Genomic DNA, 21,089 nt, shown 5'->3' on the forward strand with positions numbered 1-21,089 from the left:
TGTTACCTATGTATCAATTCAATTGAACTTGTCAAGATATGGAACAACATAAGGGAAAACTCTCTGCCCGCACCAAAGCAGAGAAATACGAGTTGTTAAAAAAGAAAAACGAAGAAGCCCTTTTGGGCGGGGGCATAAAAAAAATAGAAAGCCAGCATAAAAAAGGGAAGCTCACGGCGCGCGAACGCCTGGATCTGCTGCTTGACGAGGGCTCGTTCGAAGAGATAGGACGCTTTGTAATGCACCGCTGCAAAGATTTTGGCTTGGATAAAGAGTATTACTTGGGCGACGGGGTAGTGACCGGCTATGGTACCATCAATGGGCGCCCGGTTTACGTCTTCTCTCAAGATTTTACTGTTTTCGGTGGCTCGCTTTCCGAAGCCTATGCCGAAAAAATATGCCGTATTATGGATTTAGCCATGAAAAACGGCATACCGGTCATTGGCTTGAACGACTCGGGTGGCGCCCGCATTCAAGAAGGTGTGGTGTCGCTTGCCGGCTATGCCGATATCTTTTACCGTAACACACGTGCCTCGGGGGTGATTCCCCAAATTTCGGCCATCATGGGACCTTGCGCAGGCGGTGCAGTTTACTCGCCGGCCATTACCGACTTTATTTTGATGGTCGAAAAAACCTCCTATATGTTCGTGACCGGTCCCAACGTGGTAAAAACAGTGACTCATGAAGACGTGACGGCAGAAGAGTTGGGCGGTGCACACACACACACCAGTAAAAGTGGGGTGGCTCACTTTGCCTGCCGCAATGAAGTAGAGTGCATCGAGCATATCAAAAAGCTATTGAGCTATATTCCGCAGAACTGCGAAGAAGACCCGCCGCGTCTGCCCTATACTCCACAAGACGAATTGCGCCCCAAACTGGATGACATAGTGCCCGACAACCCCAATCAGCCTTACGACATGCGCGAAGTGATTGAGGAGGTGGTCGATGCCGGCAGCTTCTTTGAAGTACATCAAAACTATGCCGAAAATATCGTGGTAGGTTTTGCCCGTTTGGCAGGGCGCAGCATAGGCATTGTTGCCAACCAACCGGCGGTATTGGCAGGTGTGCTTGACATCAACGCCAGCGTGAAAGCAGCCCGCTTTGTGCGCTTCTGCGATGCTTTCAATATTCCGTTGCTGGTGTTTGAAGACGTGCCCGGCTTTTTGCCCGGTACCGACCAAGAGTGGAACGGCATCATCACCCACGGCGCCAAATTGCTTTATGCTTTTTGCGAAGCCACTGTGCCCCGCATTACTGTCATCACACGCAAAGCCTATGGCGGTGCCTACGACGTGATGAACTCCAAGCACATAGGGGCAGATATGAACTATGCTTGGCCCACTGCTGAAATTGCCGTGATGGGCGCCAAAGGCGCGGCCGAAATCATTTTCCGCAAGGAAATAGCCGCCGCCGAGGACCCGGAAGCCAAGTTGCAAGAAAAAATTCAAGAATATGAAGACAAGTTTGCCAATCCTTACCGGGCAGCACACCGTGGTTACATAGACGAGGTCATTATGCCTTCGCAAACCCGTCAGAAGTTGATTCGTGCTTTTGAAATGTTGGAAAACAAGGTAGAGAGCCTGCCCAAGAAAAAGCATGGCAACATTCCTCTCTAATAAAGAGCATTCAAGCAGGCTTGTGTTTGAATATAAAAAGGGAGCTTTCGGGCTCCCTTTTATTTTTTTCTTGCTTCCGGCTTTTAGTAGTGTTCCAAGCGCTTCACAATACGCCCGTTTTCAATAAAACGCACTGCCTTGTATTTCCCCTTTGGAATGAGCACGATTAAAGGAATGGCAGCTTTCCACGGGATATTTTTTTCTGTAATGTATGCTTCATAAAAGAGGTTCACCTCCCCGTTTTCTACTTCCACTTTCTGTGGACGTAAGAACCAGTAATCATAACCGTTTTTAATGAGTGCAATGGCATCGTATCGATTAAAATCGACACGTGTTACCTTCTTGGGGTAATGCCCCGGATAGGGCTCAAAAACACTTGCCCACTCCGCTTCGCTTTTGATGGTATAGAAAAGCATGGTCAAGTCCGTATCGGGTCCGACAAATACATATCCCCGCACCGGTTCGAACTCTATCAGCGACCTGCCGCTATAGGTCCATGAAAACAACTGAATGAACGAAAAGCACAGAAGTAGTTTTGCCATAGCCATCTGATTTTCATATGCTACCTAAAAATAAAGGATTCCGGCTTGCCATGCCACACCATAAAAGCCTACTTTCTCACAGTGTAATACAAGCAAAAAAAGTGCAAAAAAATAAGCGGCTATATAGCCGCTTATCAAAATTTTTCACCAAACACAATTTGGCAGACAAAATAATATTCTATTTTTCTTATCAACCGGCACCTTGTCCGGCAGAGAACACATCTTTGCCATTAATACGGCATAGATTCTCGGTTTTAATGATCTGGAAACCTGCTTCTGTCACCTTTTGTTGCAACTGAATAATGTCGCGGTAGCTAATCGCCTGTCCATTGGCTTTGAAACGACAACGCCAGTGGTCTGTGCAGAAGGTTTCGGGGTGTCCATGCGGATATACACGGGTGCCGCGGTTGGTAATCATATTCAAGCGTAGTTCGCCCACTGTAATTTGCTCCAGCGCTTTGCCCAACTTGTTGGGGTCTCTGTCTTCATGATACAAGAAAATATCCACACCTACCGTTTCCATGGTAACCGGCTCGGCAGGTTTAAGTTTTATTTCTATGGTTTTTTTAGCATTGGAATAGCTTACGGGCTTGAGCTGCTGCGGCTTCTCACCTAAGCGATCAATGACGGCATCGGCAAACTCTTTGGTGCCTACTTTTTGCTTGCTCACGCCTTCGCGATAAATATCGTAGGTGTGAATACCGTCTTCGATGGTTTTGAGCCAAGCATTGTGCACTTTTTCAGCCACATCACCTTGTCCGATATGCACCAGCATTTGAATAGCGCCCATCAGTAAGCCCGAGGGGTTTGCCATATTTTGCCCCGCACGGCGCGGCGCAGAACCATGAATAGCTTCAAACATGGCAAAACCATCGCCTATGTTGGCAGAACCGGCCAAGCCTACCGAGCCGGCAATTTGTGCTGCCACATCCGACAAAATATCGCCATAAAGATTGGGTAATACTACCACATCGAACATTTCGGGGGTATCGGCCAGCTTAGCGGCACCAATATCCACTATCCAATGTTCTTTTTCAATTTCGGGGTATTCTTCCCCTATTTCTTCAAAGACCTTATGAAACAAACCATCGGTTTGCTTCATGATATTGTCTTTTGTAAAACAAGTTACCTTCTTACGCCCATACTGCCGGGCATATTCAAAAGCATAACGAATAATTTTTTCCGTGCCCGGGCGGCTAATCAGCTTCAAACATTGTACTACCTCAGGGGTTTGTTGGTGTTCAATTCCTGCGTACAAATCCTCTTCGTTTTCTCTGATAATCACCACATCCATATTGGGGTGCTTCGTATCGATGAAGGGGGCATAAGAAGCACAAGGACGCACATTGGCAAAAAGGCCCAACACCTTACGAACGGTCACATTAAGGCTTTTGAAGCCGCCGCCTTGCGGTGTAGTAATGGGGGCTTTCAAAAATACCCGGGTACGGCGCAAAGAATCCCATGCACTATCTTCTATTCCTGCAGGATTGCCTTTGAGATATACTTTTTCGCCAATTTCAATCACTTCCGGCTTAATACGTGCACCTGCTGCCGTAATAATACGCAGTGTGGCATCCATGATTTCAGGACCGATGCCATCCCCATAGGCGACGGTAATGGGTGTCAATTCTTGCATAAGTATGTCTGTTTATTTGTGTTTTTTGTTAAACCAATACTGAATTTAAAAAAGCGGCATTTCAAGCACTCAACGACTATCTCTTAATTCAGTGCCCAATTTATAAATTCCTCGTCTATTTTCACATACTGCACAGGACAGAAGAGACGCGGGGTTACTTGACTCAGCTTGTTGGCTAAAGCGCGCACCTTTTCCGGTTTGTTGCGTTTATTCGGGCTGGTCAGGGTTTTCAATATCTTCAAGAAGCCCACTTCATAGGGGCAGTTCTCTTTGCCGTGCAAGCGTATTTGCCGTTGAATGCTGCTTGCCAACTGATTGAACAGCTCGATATCGTGTAACATGCAATATTGCAGCGCCAACAGCAGCTTCACATTCATATGCACGAAAGGATATTTCTTCAAAGACACATCGTTGAGCAGGTCATTCAACCACTTGGCTGCTTCTTTGAACTCTTTCACATAATAACAGCTCAAAGCCCGGTAGCAAACGTAGCTTACATAAGTGGGCAAGTCGTTCTTATCGGGTTCGAAGTCGTAAAAGAGCGCTTCGTTTTCCGGATAAATATCTTGCTCCGAGCCCATGCGCAAGTGGCGCTCTATTTTGGTATAAAGAAAGCGTGCCGGGAAAGTATAAAGCGGATAGTTCGTTAACAGGCTGGACAAGGAATCGTTTACTTCATCGAAGTAATCTTCTACCTTGCGATACACTTTATAATGGTTATAGTATTCCAAACGCAGGAATTCGAATACTATCTGCAGGTGATAGTAAATGGGGTCCACGTTGTACATGGAGAAGACTTCCGAAGCACGTCGCAGCATGTCTTCTATGGGCTCGTCGTCCATGCTTTCTTCCGCCTCCACAAACAAGCGATGGAAGATATCCACACAAGCCTTGTACACGTAAAGCCGGTGTGACTCATAGAGCTTGGCGGTGCTCAGCAGCTCTTTGCGCATGAGCGTCAGCTCCAGCTTGTCGGTTTCATCTTGGGTAAAGAAGTAATCGCCATATTTTTTGAAATACTCGGTAATGAGCATCTCGGCTTTATCTACCGAAAGCATGTAAGCCACGTGACGGTTGTAAAGCTGCGAATAGTTGTAGTATTGCTCGGGCTGGTGAACATGTAAGCGTTTGAGGGTTTTATATACAATCGTCAGCTCATTTGACAAGTCGAAGTCCTTCAGCTCTTTTTCAAGCTTTTTGAGGGTGGCAATGATGATAGGACGCTTTTTGGTGAATACCACTTCGGTAATGTTTGCCACCTTTTTTAACAAGTCCGTGCGCGGGCTTTCAATCTGCTCAAGCAGGTATTCTTCAATCTTTTGATTCAGACGTGAGCGCAATGTATAGTACGCATTGGAGTTCACGTCCAACTCCTCCATGATTTTGGAATCGGGGAGCTTGTTTTGGTATAAAAATTTAAGCAGATAGGCAGACTTCTCCGCACTGCTTTCCATCAGAGAATTGTAAATATTTTCAAAATCCTCCTTTGAAAGTTGTTTAATTATATTCTTCAGCTTTGCCATGGGTCATCAGTTTTCTAATGGGGGTTTGAGCTGTTCAATATTAGAAAAATGTTGAAAACTCTCAAAGAACGGAAAGGTTTGTTTGCCAAAATTTTTTCAAAAAAAGACCAACTTTGTAAAAAAGAAATAAAAAAGTAATTGCATGTTACTACATAGAGCTGTTTTTCTTGATCGAGACGGGGTCCTGAACCGCGAACGGGGTGAGTACACCTATCGTCCTGAAGATTTCGACATCTTGCCCGGCGTTTGTGAAAGTTTACACAAACTACAAGGCGCGGGCTTCCGGCTTATCGTAGTGACCAACCAAGGGGGCATTAGCAAAGGGCTTTACGACACCGCAGATGTCTTGCGCTGCCATCATTATCTTATGCAGCAATGTGGCATTATGCTCGACGATTTGTTTTTTGCGCCCATACATCCTTCTGTCAGCCGCTCGCTTGCATTCAAGCCGCACAGCCTGATGCTGGAAAGAGCCATTGCCTTGCATCGTATATGTGCTGCACGGTCTTGGATGGTGGGCGACAGCATCCGGGATATAGAAGCCGCTCAAAAAGTAGGCTTGCGCACCATTTTCATTAAAGGCAAAAAAGAATCTGCCTGCGAATCAGCAGACTATGTTGCTCATTCACTGGCAGAGGCAAGCGAAATCATATTGAGCGTACCGGAAAGAAGAGATTAAAAGGCGCTTCACTTTAAGAGCGCACCTCCTGCTTGGCGGTCTTCGTATCTTTAATGTAAGTAGGGCAAGTATAGCGTTTTGCACAGGAGGAAAGCCCCAACAGCCCGGCAAGAAGCAAAAAAGCAACGAACTTCTTCATAACACTTTCTGATTTTTTTACACAAACGGAATACGAGGTATTAAGTTACAAAAATCGCGCCTAATTAGGAAGTATATCCCAACAAACGCAGCATAGATTCACTGCTTTGCTCAGGCGCAAACAGACGGGAGCGCACTTTTCCCTGCTCGTCTCTGTCAACAATGACATGCTGGGGCGCCGGCACCAGGCAATGCTGAATGCCCCCATAGCCGCCCAACGACTCTTGATAAGCACCGGTATGGAAAAAGCCTATATACAAAGGTTCATCCTCATTTTCGATAACCGGCAAGAACACTTCGGAGCTGTGCGCTTCGGAGTTGTAGTAGTCCAGGCTGTCGCAGGTCAGGCCGCCAAGGTTTACTTTATGGAAAGGCTTGTCCCAATGGTTCAGGGGCAACAAAATAAATTTTTGGTTGATGCCCCATACATCGGGCAGGTGCGTAATGAAAGAGCCGTCAATCATATACCACAGCTCTTTGTCGTTTTGCAACTTTTGGTCAATGATTTTGTACAAAACAGCACCGCTTTCACCTACGGTAAAAGAGCCAAACTCGGTAAATATGTTGGGCACGGGCACATGATTTTTCTCGCATATCCATTTAATGTTGGATACAATTTGTTCAATCATGTACTCGTAATCATATTCAAACTGCAGAGAGTTCTTAATGGGAAAACCACCACCTATATCCACGGTGTCCAGGTCGGGGCATACCTTTTTCAGCTCGCAGTATTTATACATAAAGCGGCTCAGCTCACTCCAGTAATACGCGGTATCTTTAATGCCCGTGTTAATGAAAAAGTGTAGCATCTTGAGTTTAAACTTCGGGTGGTGCGCAATGCGCTCACGATAGAGGCGGTCAATGTCGCTATAACGCACGCCCAAACGGGAAGTGTAAAACTCAAAATTCGGCTCTTCGTCGGCAGCAATGCGGATGCCCAACTTCACTTCTTTTACATCCACATCTTCATAAGCATCTATTTCCTTCAAATTATCCAATACCGGAATGCAGTTTTCGAAACCGGCTTCCAACAACTCGCGGATATACTGTGTGTATAGCGGCCGTTTGTAGCCGTTGCATACAATGTAACGGTCTTTGCCGAAAAGTCCTTTGCGGTGAACGCTCCAAATGATAGGAATATCGTAGGCAGAAGACGTTTCAAGATGTATATCGTTCTTTAAAGCTTCTTCTATCACAAAAGAGAAGTGCGACGACTTCGTGCAGTAACAGTAGGTGTAATTCCCGGAATATTTATACTTTTTAATGGCATTATTAAATAACCTTTTACTTTCTTGAATCTTTTCACTAATTTTCGGCAAATAAGTCAGCTTGGTAGGCGTGCCATAGGTGCTTACCAGCTCCATTAAAGGCACTTCGTTAAACAGCAGTTCATCGTCTTCAACCCGAAACTCTTGGGTGGGAAAGTAAAAGGTCTGTTCAATCAGTTCACGGTATGTTTTCATTGCACGTTATTAGTTATTTGCCACTCATTCAGAGACACGAATTTAGCTAAATTCTGAAAAGTAAAACGCTTTTGTTTCTGTAAATACTCATTTCATTTGAGTAGTACCTTATTTTTTCTTTTCAGATATGTAGCAAGCTCATAAAAAAACAACATAGTTATGGAACGCAAAGTAAATATAGTAGGTGTACCTTCGGAAATAGGGGCAGGCACACGGGGTGCCAGCTTGGGCATAGAGGCATTGAAGGTCGTGGGCTGGACTCAACACAATCCTTTGTTTAAACATTATCCTATCCAATACGTTCCCCATGAAAACGATGTGCTCTATGACGAAAGCCCTTATCGTCATGCACATTATATCGACGCCTATACACGCATTGCCCATGGTATCAGCCGTGAAATAGAGAAATCGTTGCGCACCTATACCCGCAATGTAGTGTTGGCAGGCGACCACTCTACGGCTGCCGCCACCATCTTTGCTTTGATGCGCGCCTATCCCGGCAAGCGCCTGGGCGTAGTGTGGATCGATGCCCATGCCGACCTGCATTCGCCTTATACGACCCCTTCCGGAAACATGCACGGCATGCCCCTGGCATTGGCACTGGGCGAAGACAACCTGGCCTGCAAGCGCAATGACCCGCAAGCAGAAACCATTGAATGCTGGAACAAATTAAAAGACTTGGCCGGCGGCAAACACATACTGCCCGAAGACATTGTATTTATCGGGCTGCGCAGCTTCGAGCCGGAAGAAGCCTTCCTTATTGAAAGGAATCATATTCCACACATATCGGTAGAAGACGTGCGCCGTCATGGGGCAGCACACACCGTGAACCAGGCACTTCAATACCTGGAAAACTGCGATATTGTTTACGTATCTTTTGATGTGGATAGTATGGACAGCGCCATTTCAAAGGGCACCGGCACCCCCGTAGCCAACGGACTGACCGCAGAAGAAGCCCAAGAAATCAACCGTTTGTTGTGCGAAAATGAAAAAGTAGTTTGCTGGGAAATGGTGGAAATCAACCCCACCTTGGATGACAAAGGCAACCGCATGGCAGAAGTAGCCTTCGGCATTTTACAAACGGCCATACAGGCACTGGAAAAAGCAGCGGCGGCGGTGCTTAGTTGATGCCGCCACCGCTGCGTGCTTTTTCAAGGCTGTCTTTCAAAGATGAAAGGCAGCTTTTTTTTGCCTTTCATCTGAAACATAAGCCTTTTTCTTACTCTCACTCAACTTTTGCTTACCTTTGTACATAAAATACAAAAGGCTGTGAGTTCACCTAACTTCATCGATTACGTTAAGATATGCTTCCGCTCCGGTAAAGGCGGGGCAGGAGCCGTGCATTTCCATCGCGAAAAGTTCATCAATAAGGGCGGTCCTGATGGAGGCGACGGTGGACGCGGTGGACATATCATCTTGCGTGGCAACGCGCAACTGTGGACGCTTCTGCATTTGAAATACCGCAAACATATACGTGCCGAAAACGGACAGCCCGGTGCGGGAAACAACAAAACAGGGGCCAGTGGTAAAGACGAAATCATAGAAGTACCTTTGGGCACCATCGCACGCGATGCGGAAACCGGCGAAATACTGCTTGAAATCACCGAAGACGGCGAAGAAAAAATACTGTTGCCCGGCGGGCGTGGTGGCTTGGGCAACCAACACTTCAAATCATCGACACGCCAAACACCACGCTACGCCCAACCCGGTGAGCCGGGCATTGAAAAATGGATTATCCTGGAGCTGAAACTGCTGGCTGATGTGGGCTTGGTGGGCTTCCCGAATGCGGGCAAATCTACCCTGCTTTCGGCTGTCTCGGCGGCCAAACCCGAAATTGCAGACTATCCGTTTACCACCCTCACCCCCAACCTGGGCGTAGTGCCTTACCGCGACTACCAGTCGTTTGTCATGGCCGACATTCCGGGCATTATTGAGGGCGCTGCCGAAGGCAAGGGCTTGGGTATTCGCTTCTTGCGCCACATTGAACGCAACTCGCTTTTGCTTTTCTTGGTGCCTGCCGATGCCCAAGACATAGTAGCCGAGTACCATACTTTGCTCAAAGAATTGGAAAAATACAATCCTGAGTTGTTGGACAAGCGACGCATATTGGCAATTTCTAAATCCGACATGCTGGACGACGAGCTGGAAGAAGAAATACGCCAAACACTCCCTACCGATATTCCGTCTATTTTCATATCTTCGATAACAGGCAAAAACCTGCAACTACTCAAAGACATTATTTGGAAACAATTACATTCTTAACATATGAGTCGCAAAAGCATTCTTTTACTCAACTGCCGGGCTATCAATGAAGGTAGTATTTTTGAAACAGATGTTTTCGTAAAGAACGGACGCATCGAACGCATCGACGACAACCTCAGCCACTTACAAGCCGATATAGTCATTGATGCCGCCGGCAAGTTTCTCATGCCGGGCGTTATTGACGACCAAGTGCATTTTCGTGAACCCGGGCTCACTCATAAAGCCGAAATATATACCGAAGCCAAAGCGGCCGTTGCCGGCGGCGTAACCACCTTCATGGAAATGCCCAATACCAAGCCGCCTACTCTTACCCAAGAGCTGCTCGAAGAAAAATACCAAATAGCGGCACGCCGTTCGCTGGCCAACTATTCCTTTTACATGGGGGCTTCGAACGATAACCTCGACGAGGTACTGCGCACCGACCCCAAGCGTGTATGCGGCATTAAAGTATTTATGGGCAGCTCCACGGGCAACATGCTGGTAGATGATTACCACACATTGGAAAACCTGTTTAAAGAAGCGCCCCTATTGATTGCTACCCACTGTGAAGACGAAGCCACCATACGTGCCAACATGGCTGCTTACCGTGAGAAGTACGGCGAAAACCCACCGGCTTCCATCCACCCCGAAATTCGCAATGTGGAAGCCTGCCTTAAGTCTTCGCGCATGGCAATAGAGCTGGCAAAGAAATACAATACCCGTCTTCATATTTTACATATATCTACCGGCGACGAGGTCTTCCTTTTTGATAACCAAACGCCACTGCATGAAAAGCGCATCACCGCAGAGGTCTGTGTGCATCATCTGTGGTTTTCAAAAGACGACTATGAGCCGATGGGCAATCTCATCAAGTGCAACCCGGCTATTAAAGAAGCCAAACACCGGGAGGCATTGTGGACTGCCCTCCACGAAGACTACTTCGATGTGATAGCCACTGACCATGCCCCACACACATGGGAAGAAAAGCAGCGCTCTTACTGGGAAGCCCCCTCCGGCTTGCCTTTGGTGCAACACTCCCTGCTGATTATGCTGCACTTTGCCCGCCAAGACTGGATTACACTGCCCAAGATAGTGGAAAAGATGTGCCATGCCCCTGCCACTTGCTTCAATATTAGCGAGCGGGGCTTCTTGCGTGAAGGCTACTGGGCAGACCTTGTACTCTTCGACATGAACGCGCCTTTTACCATCGAAAAAGAAAACATACATTATAAATGTGGCTGGTCGCCACTGGAAGGCTTTACCTTCCCGGCTACCATCACACACACCATTGTTTCGGGACACCTGGCCTATGCCAACGGGCAATTCGACGAATCCATCACCGGTGAAAGACTCCTGTTTGACCGTGACTAAGTGTCTTGGCACCATATTGTCTTTGCTGTTGTTCCTGCAGGCCTCTTGCTTGCTTGCCCAAAGCAAGCAAGAGCTGGAGCGGCGGCGTCTCGAGCAACTCAAGCGAATAGAAGAAGCCAACCGCATCCTACGGGAAACCAGCCAGGAGAAAGGCATCAGCTTGGGCCGGCTGAACGCCATCAACGCAGCCATACGCAACCGCGAAGAGCTGATTCGCAACACCCGCAAAGAAATACAATACCTGAACCGCAATATTAGCGAAACCGAAATGATCATATCGGCGCTGGAGCGTGACCTCGCCGACATGAAGAAAGAATACGCCCACCTGATTTATCAGGCATCCAAAATTCACTCGTCTTACAATAAACTGACCTTTCTCTTCTCTTCCGACTCCTTCAATCAGTTCTTCCGGCGCTTGAATTATCTGCGTCAGTATTCCAACATACGCGCCATTCAGTTTGAAGAAATAGCCAAAACCAAACAAATGCTGGAGGCAGAAAACCGGCGGGTTACCCAACAACGCAAAGAAAAAGAGCAAGCGCTACGCCTCCTGGAACAAGAAACGGAAAAGCTCAATAAACTCAGAGAAGAGAAAGACAAAGCCATCGAAGCATTGAACAAGCGCGAGCGGGAACTCCGTGCCAAGCTACAAGAAGAACAGAGGGCACTGGCACAGCTCGAAGAGATGATTGTAGCTGCAGTAAAAGAAGAAATCAAAAAAAGCGGCGACAGCGAAGGCAAAAAGATGGTATTGACGCCGGAAGGCGCTGCCGTAGCCAAATCGTTTGAAGCCAACCGGGGCAAGCTGCCATGGCCTGTGAAAGTAGGCTTCGTTGCCCAACCATTCGGCATTAGTGAACACCCCGTATTGGAAAAAATATACGTCAACAACTATGGCGTAAAAATTCAAACACAAAGGGGCGAAAGTGTGTATGCCGTTTTTGGCGGCAAAGTGGAAAAAGTGTTCACCGTACCCGGGCACGGCTATGCCGTGATGATAAGCCATGGAAACTACTTTACCAGCTACAGCAATTTGTCGCAAGTGTTGGTAAAAGACGGGCAAGAGGTGCAAACAGGGCAAAAACTGGGCACAGCCCTCACTGACCACGACGGCGTTACGACCATTCAGTTCTACGTTTATAAAAACCAAACGCCGCTCAATCCCGAAGAGTGGCTGGCTAAAAAATAACTTTCATCGATTGCTCTAACTTAAAACTGCAAGCTTATGTCTGTACATTCACAAGTGAAACGCGTCACCACCCACACGCTTCAAGCCATGAAGCAAAACGGGGAAAAAATAAGCATGCTTACTGCCTACGATTACTCCTTGGCAAAGCTGGTAGATGCCGCCGGTATCGATGTCATTCTGGTGGGCGACTCTGCCTCCAATGTGATGGCAGGGCACGAAACCACCCTCCCCATCACGCTTGACCAAATGATTTACCACGCATCGTCGGTGGTGCGTGCCGCCAAGCGTGCATTGGTGGTGGTCGATATGCCTTTTGGCTCTTACCAAGGGAACTCCTCCGAAGCCTTGCGCTCTGCCATCCGCATCATGAAAGAGTCCGGTGGGCATGCCATCAAGATGGAAGGTGGTTCGGAAATCAAAGAATCGGTCGTGCGCATTCTGAGTGCCGGCATTCCTGTGATGGGGCATTTGGGGCTTACCCCCCAATCGATTTATAAATTTGGCACTTACAGCGTGCGCGCCAAAGAAGAAGCCGAAGCACAAAAACTCATAGAAGATGCACTCATGCTTCAGGAGTGCGGCTGTTTTGCCATCGTGCTGGAAAAGGTGCCCCGCCAACTGGCTGCACGTGTAGCCAAACAACTGCATATCCCGGTTATTGGCATTGGTGCCGGTCCCGATGTAGATGGGCAGGTGCTGGTGCTGCACGACATGCTGGGCATCAACAAAGACTTCAACCCGCGCTTTTTGCGCCGCTATGCCGACCTGCACACCATCATCACCGAAGCAGTAGGGCAATACATCAAGGATGTGAAAGCGGTCGATTTTCCCAACGAATCGGAAAGTTATTGATTGCCATTGCTTGCTTTTAAGCCGGAAGGGCTGTCATGCCGGCAGTCCTTTTGGCTTTCCATCACAAGCCGCTTAGTCCACTTCAAAAGTCAAGCGCATGGTAATGCTGGCCGTCTTCATTTTAGACGAAGTATTGAAAGCCCCACCCCACGAATAGTCTTCATTGCTGTTTTGTGCCGTAATTTGAAACACTCCCATACGGGCACCTTTCAACTTGCCCAAAGAAGCACCTGCTTCCTGCGCTATTTTTTCGGCACGCAGGCGGGCGTCTTTCGTAGCTTCGGCTATCATCTGAATTTTCAGTTCCGATAACTTCGTATAGTAATACTCCGGCTCGTAAGATACGACCTCCAGCCCACGTTGTATCAAGCCCGTAATATTGCGCATGATGTCTTCTACCGCATCTACCCGTTTCGACTCAATGGTAAGTGTCTGCGACAACACATAGCCATTAAAGGTAGAATACTGCCTGCCACGGTCATCATAGCTGTAAACGAAATCTTTGCTGATGGCTATAGGCGAAAAAACGAACTCTTCCTTTTTTACGGCTTGCTCTTGTAAAAAAGCCATCACCAATGCCCGGTCTTCATCCAGCAAGGCATAAGCCTCTTTGATAGTAGGCGCTTTACGCGAAAACGACGCCCGCCACACGATTAAATCGGACTTGAAATCCTTGCTGCCCAAGCCAATCACCTCTATGGTATCTTGGTAGGCATAGCGATTCAGGTAAGTATAAGACAAAATAAGCGCCGACACCACGGCAGCGACGCCTATTGCTAAGGCAGGAGGGAGGTAACGCATACGACAGACCGGTTAAAAGGGTGTTTGTTTCGCTGACAAGACAAGGTACAAAAAAGATGTGTAACAGGGAGATGAGGCAAATAGGTTTTCAAATGATTTTTTTACAAAAAAATAACAAAGTGAAAAATTGTAAAAAATGATTTTTTATTACACTTGCATTATCAAACCAAAAATCAAAATACAAAATGAAACACAAATTCCACCATCTATGGAAAATGGGGGGGGTAATTTATATCCTCCTTCTCTATGGTTGTGGTCTCCGGCAGACGCCTGAACTGCTGCCGCAAAACCAAGTGGCTTATTACGTAAAGCTGGCGCAAGAAGCCTTGCCACCAGACCCTTGGGCGCACAATCCACTACCCGACGGAGTACCTCTTTACCACTCCCTGTTGCCGGCAGAGGAAAAGGAAAAATTGGAAAGTTACTTTTATCCTCAATGGCAGCAGGCAGAGCTTTACTACAATCAAGCAGGAAATGCTGTACTGCTGGTACCCTTGCACAGACCTCTGAGTGTGTTTTACTTCACAGCCTTCCGCCGGCGCTTACGTGTGGAGTTTGACCGGCACAAACAAGTAGTCAACGCCCACATTGTGGAGCTGGCAACCGACAAGGAAACCTTAACCAGTCAAGGCAGTCGTTTGCTCATCGAAGCAAGCAGTTACACCGGCGACTTTAGCGGCAGCTTATTTCTGTACGACATGAACTACCACCTCTTGCAGAAACTTGAGGGAAAACCTCATGGCAAGTTTAGCGAAGAAAAGGCGTATCAAATAGCGAGAAATATCACGGCAGATGATCCCGGATGCATTGCTACAGTTACATGTAATGGAACCACTTGGTGTAAAATAAGTGAATCCGGTACATGGATAAGCTCAAAAGGAGTGGTCGAGATAGCTTCTCCTGATTCAGATCCTTGCAACAACAACGGTGGCGGTGGTGCAAGCGGGAGCGCCGGGGGGAGCACCGGTGGTGGTTCCGGCGGCTACTATGGCGGTAATTGGGGCGGCATCTTCATTGGCGGGGGTTCCGGCAGTGGTAATCCCGGCTGGCAAGATGGCATTGAGCTGCCACCTATGGACCCCGGTGACACCCATCCGAAGCTTCCGCCTATCAAAAACCCGGACAACCCACTGCCGGGCAACCCCATTGACTTCGGACCTTTCACTCCCACAGAGGCTTTTCTGAGCAAACCGGGCTTGCAGGAACTATGGCAGCAAATGATGGAAGTGCCGGAGTTTCAAGCGTTGATTCACGATTTGGAAAGCGATTACATCACTTATAAGTTAGACATTGCCTCTCATCCTGAACAACCACAAAATGGTGAAAAATTGGGGGGATTTACACAGGTTAGCTTTAAAAATGGAAAATGGGAAATAACCGTAGCCCTTACCCCTGAACTGTTTACCCCTCAACCCACAAAAGCCTTGGTGGCACATTCTATTGTTCACGAAGCAGCCCATGCAAAAATATTCAAAGATTTTATTGAAGCTACCAACGGACAATCAGCGGATGATCCTTCCCTGCTGCCTGACAACCACTATTTAAAAAATGCCTATCAAACATACGACCCAAGTAATTTTTCCGAGTATGAGGATATTGAGTCTAATACACGCAGCCATGTACACCATTGCTTGATTGCGCTGCAATACCGCGATTTAATGGCACAGGTCATGTGGGTAATAGATGAAGATAACGGGCAAAGATCGCCCAACTATCCTAATCCACTTACTATGCAAGACTACCTTTTAGCCGCTTGGGCGGGGCTGCACCATACCGCCCTGTTTATGATGGAAGTAAAACAATCGCAAGACACTTATGATTGGTATCAAGGTGCTATTCAATTTATCTTATACTATTCTAATGTCAAACTTTAAAAAAAATCGAATAAGTCATGAAACGCTTGTTATTTATTTTACTTGTGTTATGCAAGATGAGCATGGCACATGCCCAAGACAACGCCCCGCTATACATGCTCTTGGAAGACATACCCGGACAGCCTGCCAGGCTGTATAAGAACAATACTCTCTACTTAGCACTCAATGAACCCGGTCCTTTTGGGGATTCGTTGAGAATCCTCCATTCTTTTACGTTTCAAATCAAAAGCTATCCCGGCAAAACAGGTTTAGGAAGTACCGATGCAGTATTTACTACCGCATTTGATGCCCGCCTGCGCGGGAAAAAACTCAATATGCACCGGGAAGTACCACTTTCCGAACTCGATAACCTGCCGGTCATGTCCCCGGCTGAGCTGGCTCAATTAATATTGAGCGATTATAACGGAGACAGAATACTACAAGACCATATGTGTGCTTTCTTTTTCAAATGCCAAAAAAACAACAGGCCCCTCTTCGTAGTCGAAAAAATGCAAGACAAAGCGGTGATTTATCGCGTAGAATTTATTTCTGTATTCTGCATAAAGCTATAAATAGAAAAAGATATACGCCCCCTTCATCCTGCCGCCCCTCACCGGGCGGCTTTTTTCATTTATTAAATGAATGTTTGATGCTTCGTCCGTTTTTGCTAAATTCATAAAAACAGAATAGCCCTATGAAAACCTTCAATAAACTATTACTGTTCTGCCTCCTGTATATCCTCGCTCAATACGCACATGCCCAAGACAACGCCCCGCTATACATACTCTTGGAAGACATACCCGGACAGCCTGCCAGGCTGTATAAGAACAATACTCTCTACTTAGCACTCAATGAACCCGGTCCTTTTGGGGATTCGTTGAGAATCCTCCATTCTTTTACGTTTCAAATCAAAAGCTATCCCGGCAAAACAGGTTTAGGAAGTACCGATGCAGTATTTACTACCGCATTTGATGCCCGCCTGCGCGGGAAAAAACTCAATATGCACCGGGAAGTACCACTTTCCGAACTCGATAACCTGCCGGTCATGTCCCCGGCTGAGCTGGCTCAATTAATATTGAGCGATTATAACGGAGACAGGATGTTACAAAAACATATGTGTGCTTTCTTTTTCAAATGCCAAAAAAACAACAGCCCCCTCTTCGTAGTCGAAAAAATGCAAGACAAAGCGGTGATTTATCGCGTAGAATTTATTTCTGTATTCTGCATAAAGCTATAAATAGAAAAAGATATACGCCCCCTTCATCCTGCCGCCCCTCACCGGGCGGCTTTTTTCATTTATTAAATGAATGTTTAATGCTTCGTCCGTTTTTGCTAAATTCATAAAAACAGAATAGCCCTATGAAAACCTTCAATAAACTATTACTGTTATGCCTCCTGTATATCCTCGCTCAATACGCACACGCCCAAGACAACGCCCCGCTATACATGCTCTTGGAAGACACACCCGGACAAGGTGCCAAGCTGGTCAATATCCCCAGACGCCCGCTACTTCTCAATGAACCCGGTCCTTTTGGGGATTCGTTGAAAATCCTCTACTCTTTTGCTTTTCGAATCCCAAGCTATCCCGGTAGTAGCGATGCAGTATTTGCCACCGCATTTGATGCCCGCCTGCGCGGGAAAAAACCCAATATGCACCGGGAGGTGCCACTTTCTGAACTCGATAACCTGCCCGTGATGTCCCCGGCTGAACTGGCTCAATTAATATTGAGCGATTATAACGGAGATGAAATATTACAAGACCATATGTGTTCTTTCTTTCTCAAATGCCAAGAAAACAACAGGCCCCTCTTCGTAGTCGAAAAACTGCAAGACAAAGCGGTGATTTATCGCGTAGAATTTATTCCTGTATACTGCATGAAGCTATAAATAAAAAGCATACAAAAAACCCCCGCTGCCCCGCTAAAAGGGGCGGCTTTTTTATAAGGGCAGTGCTGTAGAAAGAAAGCCATGACATACAAGCTGCCATGGCTTTGACAAACTCACATAGGTGAAACGTACTTAGCGTGTGCTATAGTTAGGCGCTTCGCGCGTAATGATGATGTCGTGCGGATGGCTTTCGCGCACGCCGGCATTGGTAATACGCACAAATTTGGCTTCTTGCAGGGCGGCTATGTCTTTGGCACCACAATAGCCCATGCCGGCACGCAAACCACCTACCAGCTGATAAACCACTTCGCCCACAGTGCCTTTGTAAGGCACGCGCCCCACAATACCTTCAGGCACCAGCTTTTTGATGTCGTCTTCCACATCTTGGAAATAACGGTCTTTGGACCCGGCCTCCATGGCTTCGAGCGAGCCCATGCCACGGTAGGTCTTGAAGCGGCGCCCCTCGAAAATGATGACATCGCCGGGCGACTCTTCGGTACCTGCCAGCAGCGAACCAATCATCACAGTGCTTGCACCTGCCGCCAGGGCTTTCACCACATCGCCCGAATAACGAATGCCGCCGTCGGCAATCACCGGAATGCCGGTACCTTTCAAGGCGGCAGCCGCTTCCATTACGGCACTCAGCTGTGGTACCCCAACGCCTGCCACCACGCGCGTGGTGCAAATGCTGCCCGGTCCGACCCCTACTTTTACGGCATCGGCACCGGCTTCTGCCAAAGCTTTAGCTGCCGCACCGGTAGCCACATTGCCCGCAACCAGCGGCAAATCGGGATATGCCTGCTTCACTTTCTTCACGGCATCGAGCACCCCACGCGAGTGCCCGTGTGCGGTATCTATGCTGATGACATCCACGCCTGCCTTCACCAGCAAAGCCACGCGGTCCAGGATGTCGTGCGTAACCCCCACGGCAGCCCCCACACGCAAGCGCCCCAAATGGTCTTTGCAGGCATTCGGATAGTTGCGGCGGCGCATAATGTCTTTGTAAGTAATCAGCCCTACCAATATGCCCTCCTTGTTGACAATGGGCAGTTTCTCTATTTTATGCTCTTGCAACACTTCTTCGGCCTGCTCAAGCGTGATGCCTTCCGAAGCCGTAATCAGGTTTTCTTTGGTCATTACCTCGCTCACAGGGCGCGAAAGCTTCTTTTGGAAGCGTAAATCCCGGTTGGTGATGATACCCATCAAGCGCCCCTCTTTATCTACCACCGGAATGCCTCCGATTTTGAATTCGCTCATGATACGCTGCGCATCTGCCAAGGTGGCATCGGCAGGCAAGGTTACGGGATCGATGATCATGCCGCTTTCCGAACGCTTCACCTTGCGCACCTGCTCGGCTTGTGCTTCTATGGGCATGTTTTTATGAATAAAACCCAAACCACCCTCACGTGCCATGGCAATAGCCAAGCGGTACTCGGTAACGGTATCCATGGCTGCGGCCACAATGGGAATATTCAGCTCGATATCGCGCGTAAGAAGTGTGCGTGTGCTGACGTCGCGGGGAAGTACTTCGGAATAGGCGGGAACCAGAAGCACATCGTCGTAGGTGAGTGCTTCGTAAAGAATTTTGCTGTTTTCAGACATGGCAAATAAAAGTTTAAATCCTTTATTTGCCGGACAAAGATAGATGGCTTTTTTCGATTATTAAAACAGTTGATTAAAAAGATTTTAGCAGGAAGTGTACTTCTTGCACAGTCCCTTGTGCTTTTTTGATTTCTTTAGGCAAATTGCAGTTTTATCTCTACTTGCTATATTATCCGGAAACTGCCTGAACCTATGCTTATTCACCTGAGCTGGAGCGGTGGCAAAGATTCGGCACTGTGCTATGCCCACTTGCGCCGTCTGTATCCGCAAGCCCGTATCTGTTTGCACTGCGCCGTCAGTGAGTCCTTTGGGCGTGTAAGCATGCATGGTGTGCCTGTGGCACTCATCGAAGCACAAGCACAAGCTATGGGCGTTGGCTTGCAGCTCATACATGTGCCTGCCGCAGCCGACAACCAAGCCTACGAACAAAGCATGCTGCAATTTTACCAGCAAATAAAGGACGAAGGATTCGAGTATGTTGCTTTTGGCGACCTGCACCTCGAAGACCTGAAAGCCTACCGCCTAAGCTTGTGCCAAAAAGCCGGTATGCAAGCCTTGTTTCCCCTTTGGCAAATGCCCTATGGGCAGCTGTCACAGCTTTTTGAAGAAACAGGCATACGGGCGGTCATATGTGCTGCCGACCTGGACAAGTTGCCCGCCGGTGTAGCAGGCAAAGATTATAGACCTGCCGACTATGCCCGCCAATTCCCCGGCGTGGACATGTTCGGGGAAAAAGGCGAGTTCCATACCTTCGTGTACGATGCCTGCTTCTTTGCAGCCCCCTTGCCCGTGGTGTGTCAAGGCACCGAACAAAAGCACTATACCTATACATTGGCAGACGGTAGCCGGCGCGAACATGCTTTTGTTTTTGCCGACTTGGCACCGGACTGCTAAAGACACTGCTCCACAAAGGCACGCAAAAACTGCAAACACTCTTGCGGGCGCTCAAACATGCCCATGTGCCCGGTTTCTCCCAAAAAATGGGCAGTGCTCTGCTTAGGTAGTGCAATTTGCTCCATGTAGCTTTCCAAAGCTACGGCTGCATCGTTCTTCCCGATGATGAAACACACAGGATAATCTGCCTTTTCCAATACATGCAGCCTTGCCGGGCGGTCGCGCATGGCTTCGGTTACTGCCACCACCGATTCCAGCGGTGTCTGGGCTGCTTCTGCCTTCAATACTTCTATGTAGTCGCTCAGTTCTTCGCGCCGTCCTTCATAAAACAGGGGCGGCACGAAAGAATCGATAAACACGGGCACACCCACCTTTTTCACGAACTCAATCACCTTGTTGCGTGTGCGTTTTTTCTCTTCGCTGTCGGCAAGGGCTGTAGAATGAAACAAACACAAGCCTCTAACCCTTGTGGGATAAAGGTCGGCAAATGCCAAGCTCACATAGCCGCCCAGTGAATGCCCGATGAAGACAGCTTTTTCTATTGACAGATGGTCGAGCACGGCAGCCACCTGTTGTGCCATGCTGTCCATGGTTACCGGTTGGGGCAGGCGGCCGGCACTTTGCCCAAAGCCTCCCAAGTCAATGGTTATCACCCGCCCATGCGCCGTCAACGAAGGCAAAAAGTGTTTGAAGATAGAAGCGCTTTCGCAGAAGCCGTGCAACAATACAATTGCCGGACCCTCGCCATAGGTTCTATAATGAAGCAATTCCATACAGTTGAATTTCACTAAATTTGTCGCAC

Annotated in this window: 20 protein-coding genes; 12 read left to right on the forward strand and 8 right to left on the reverse strand. The window is 47.8% G+C overall.

Annotation, left to right across the window (positions count from 1 at the left end; translation table 11 throughout):
- Positions 1-38: 38 nt before the first annotated feature.
- Positions 39-1,616 (forward strand): acyl-CoA carboxylase subunit beta, encoded by a 1,578-nt coding sequence (locus tag QVE43_RS08080; RefSeq protein WP_288005915.1) that lies wholly within the window; start codon positions 39-41, stop codon positions 1,614-1,616.
- Between the two features lie 83 nt (positions 1,617-1,699).
- Here the strand turns inward: QVE43_RS08080 and QVE43_RS08085 are convergent, their stop codons facing one another.
- From QVE43_RS08085 to QVE43_RS08095, 3 genes are all read right to left on the reverse strand, one after another.
- Positions 1,700-2,158, reverse strand: coding sequence for a hypothetical protein (locus QVE43_RS08085; RefSeq protein ID WP_288005917.1), 459 nt, complete (start codon positions 2,156-2,158; stop codon positions 1,700-1,702).
- Between the two features lie 190 nt (positions 2,159-2,348).
- A complete protein-coding gene (locus tag QVE43_RS08090) occupies positions 2,349-3,785 on the reverse strand; it encodes an NADP-dependent isocitrate dehydrogenase (RefSeq protein WP_288006506.1) in 1,437 nt (478 codons plus the stop codon).
- 92 nt (positions 3,786-3,877) lie between these two features.
- Entirely contained in the window at positions 3,878-5,317 is a 1,440-nt protein-coding gene (locus tag QVE43_RS08095) for a hypothetical protein (protein ID WP_288005920.1), read from the reverse strand.
- Between the two features lie 142 nt (positions 5,318-5,459).
- Between QVE43_RS08095 and QVE43_RS08100 the strand changes: the two genes are divergently transcribed.
- Positions 5,460-5,996 (forward strand): HAD-IIIA family hydrolase, encoded by a 537-nt coding sequence (locus tag QVE43_RS08100; RefSeq protein WP_288005922.1) that lies wholly within the window; start codon positions 5,460-5,462, stop codon positions 5,994-5,996.
- Positions 5,997-6,009: 13 nt separating this feature from the next.
- Here QVE43_RS08100 and QVE43_RS08105 read toward each other — a convergent pair whose 3' ends face one another.
- Together QVE43_RS08105 and QVE43_RS08110 are read right to left on the reverse strand one after the other, a co-directional pair.
- Positions 6,010-6,135, reverse strand: a complete 126-nt coding sequence (locus QVE43_RS08105; protein WP_262509230.1) for a hypothetical protein — start codon at positions 6,133-6,135, stop codon at positions 6,010-6,012.
- Positions 6,136-6,199: 64 nt separating this feature from the next.
- Positions 6,200-7,597, reverse strand: coding sequence for a decarboxylase (locus QVE43_RS08110; RefSeq protein ID WP_038028265.1), 1,398 nt, complete (start codon positions 7,595-7,597; stop codon positions 6,200-6,202).
- A gap of 159 nt (positions 7,598-7,756) precedes the next feature.
- On the opposite strand from QVE43_RS08110, the gene QVE43_RS08115 reads away from it, so the two are divergent.
- The 5 genes from QVE43_RS08115 to panB all read left to right on the forward strand — a co-directional run bounded on the left by QVE43_RS08115 (position 7,757) and on the right by panB (position 13,250).
- Positions 7,757-8,725 (forward strand): arginase, encoded by a 969-nt coding sequence (locus QVE43_RS08115; protein WP_288005926.1) that lies wholly within the window; start codon positions 7,757-7,759, stop codon positions 8,723-8,725.
- Between the two features lie 141 nt (positions 8,726-8,866).
- Positions 8,867-9,859, forward strand: a complete 993-nt coding sequence (obgE, locus tag QVE43_RS08120) for a GTPase ObgE (protein ID WP_038028890.1) — start codon at positions 8,867-8,869, stop codon at positions 9,857-9,859.
- 3 nt (positions 9,860-9,862) lie between these two features.
- The gene (locus tag QVE43_RS08125) at positions 9,863-11,209 is read left to right on the forward strand and encodes a dihydroorotase (RefSeq protein ID WP_288005929.1); all 1,347 of its coding nucleotides are present in this window, start codon (positions 9,863-9,865) and stop codon (positions 11,207-11,209) included.
- Positions 11,202-12,398, forward strand: a complete 1,197-nt coding sequence (locus QVE43_RS08130; protein ID WP_288005931.1) for a murein hydrolase activator EnvC — start codon at positions 11,202-11,204, stop codon at positions 12,396-12,398. The genes QVE43_RS08125 and QVE43_RS08130 overlap by 8 nt, the downstream gene beginning before the upstream one ends.
- A gap of 36 nt (positions 12,399-12,434) precedes the next feature.
- The gene (panB, locus tag QVE43_RS08135) at positions 12,435-13,250 is read left to right on the forward strand and encodes a 3-methyl-2-oxobutanoate hydroxymethyltransferase (protein ID WP_038028258.1); all 816 of its coding nucleotides are present in this window, start codon (positions 12,435-12,437) and stop codon (positions 13,248-13,250) included.
- Between the two features lie 72 nt (positions 13,251-13,322).
- Here panB and QVE43_RS08140 read toward each other — a convergent pair whose 3' ends face one another.
- Positions 13,323-14,051, reverse strand: coding sequence for an SIMPL domain-containing protein (locus QVE43_RS08140; protein WP_288005935.1), 729 nt, complete (start codon positions 14,049-14,051; stop codon positions 13,323-13,325).
- Between the two features lie 185 nt (positions 14,052-14,236).
- Here QVE43_RS08140 and QVE43_RS08145 point away from each other — a divergent pair, with 185 nt between their 5' ends.
- The 4 genes from QVE43_RS08145 to QVE43_RS08160 all read left to right on the forward strand — a co-directional run bounded on the left by QVE43_RS08145 (position 14,237) and on the right by QVE43_RS08160 (position 17,791).
- Positions 14,237-15,925, forward strand: coding sequence for a hypothetical protein (locus tag QVE43_RS08145; RefSeq protein WP_288005937.1), 1,689 nt, complete (start codon positions 14,237-14,239; stop codon positions 15,923-15,925).
- A gap of 17 nt (positions 15,926-15,942) precedes the next feature.
- Positions 15,943-16,476, forward strand: coding sequence for a hypothetical protein (locus QVE43_RS08150; protein WP_288005939.1), 534 nt, complete (start codon positions 15,943-15,945; stop codon positions 16,474-16,476).
- 122 nt (positions 16,477-16,598) lie between these two features.
- Positions 16,599-17,141, forward strand: coding sequence for a hypothetical protein (locus tag QVE43_RS08155; RefSeq protein ID WP_288005941.1), 543 nt, complete (start codon positions 16,599-16,601; stop codon positions 17,139-17,141).
- A gap of 122 nt (positions 17,142-17,263) precedes the next feature.
- Positions 17,264-17,791: a hypothetical protein gene (locus QVE43_RS08160; RefSeq protein ID WP_288005943.1), complete on the forward strand. Its 528-nt coding sequence runs from the start codon at positions 17,264-17,266 to the stop codon at positions 17,789-17,791.
- A 132-nt stretch (positions 17,792-17,923) separates the two neighbouring features.
- Here QVE43_RS08160 and guaB read toward each other — a convergent pair whose 3' ends face one another.
- Entirely contained in the window at positions 17,924-19,393 is a 1,470-nt protein-coding gene (gene guaB / locus QVE43_RS08165; protein WP_288005946.1) for an IMP dehydrogenase, read from the reverse strand.
- A gap of 192 nt (positions 19,394-19,585) precedes the next feature.
- Between guaB and QVE43_RS08170 the strand changes: the two genes are divergently transcribed.
- Positions 19,586-20,287, forward strand: a complete 702-nt coding sequence (locus QVE43_RS08170) for an ATP-binding protein (protein ID WP_288005948.1) — start codon at positions 19,586-19,588, stop codon at positions 20,285-20,287.
- On the opposite strand, the gene QVE43_RS08175 is transcribed toward QVE43_RS08170, so the two are convergent.
- Positions 20,284-21,060, reverse strand: coding sequence for an alpha/beta fold hydrolase (locus QVE43_RS08175; RefSeq protein WP_288005950.1), 777 nt, complete (start codon positions 21,058-21,060; stop codon positions 20,284-20,286). The genes QVE43_RS08170 and QVE43_RS08175 overlap by 4 nt on opposite strands.
- Between the last annotated feature and the right edge of the window lie 29 nt (positions 21,061-21,089).

This window comes from Thermonema sp. (assembly GCF_026003375.1).
In the GTDB taxonomy this organism is placed as follows: Bacteria; Bacteroidota; Bacteroidia; order Cytophagales; family Thermonemataceae; genus Thermonema; species Thermonema rossianum.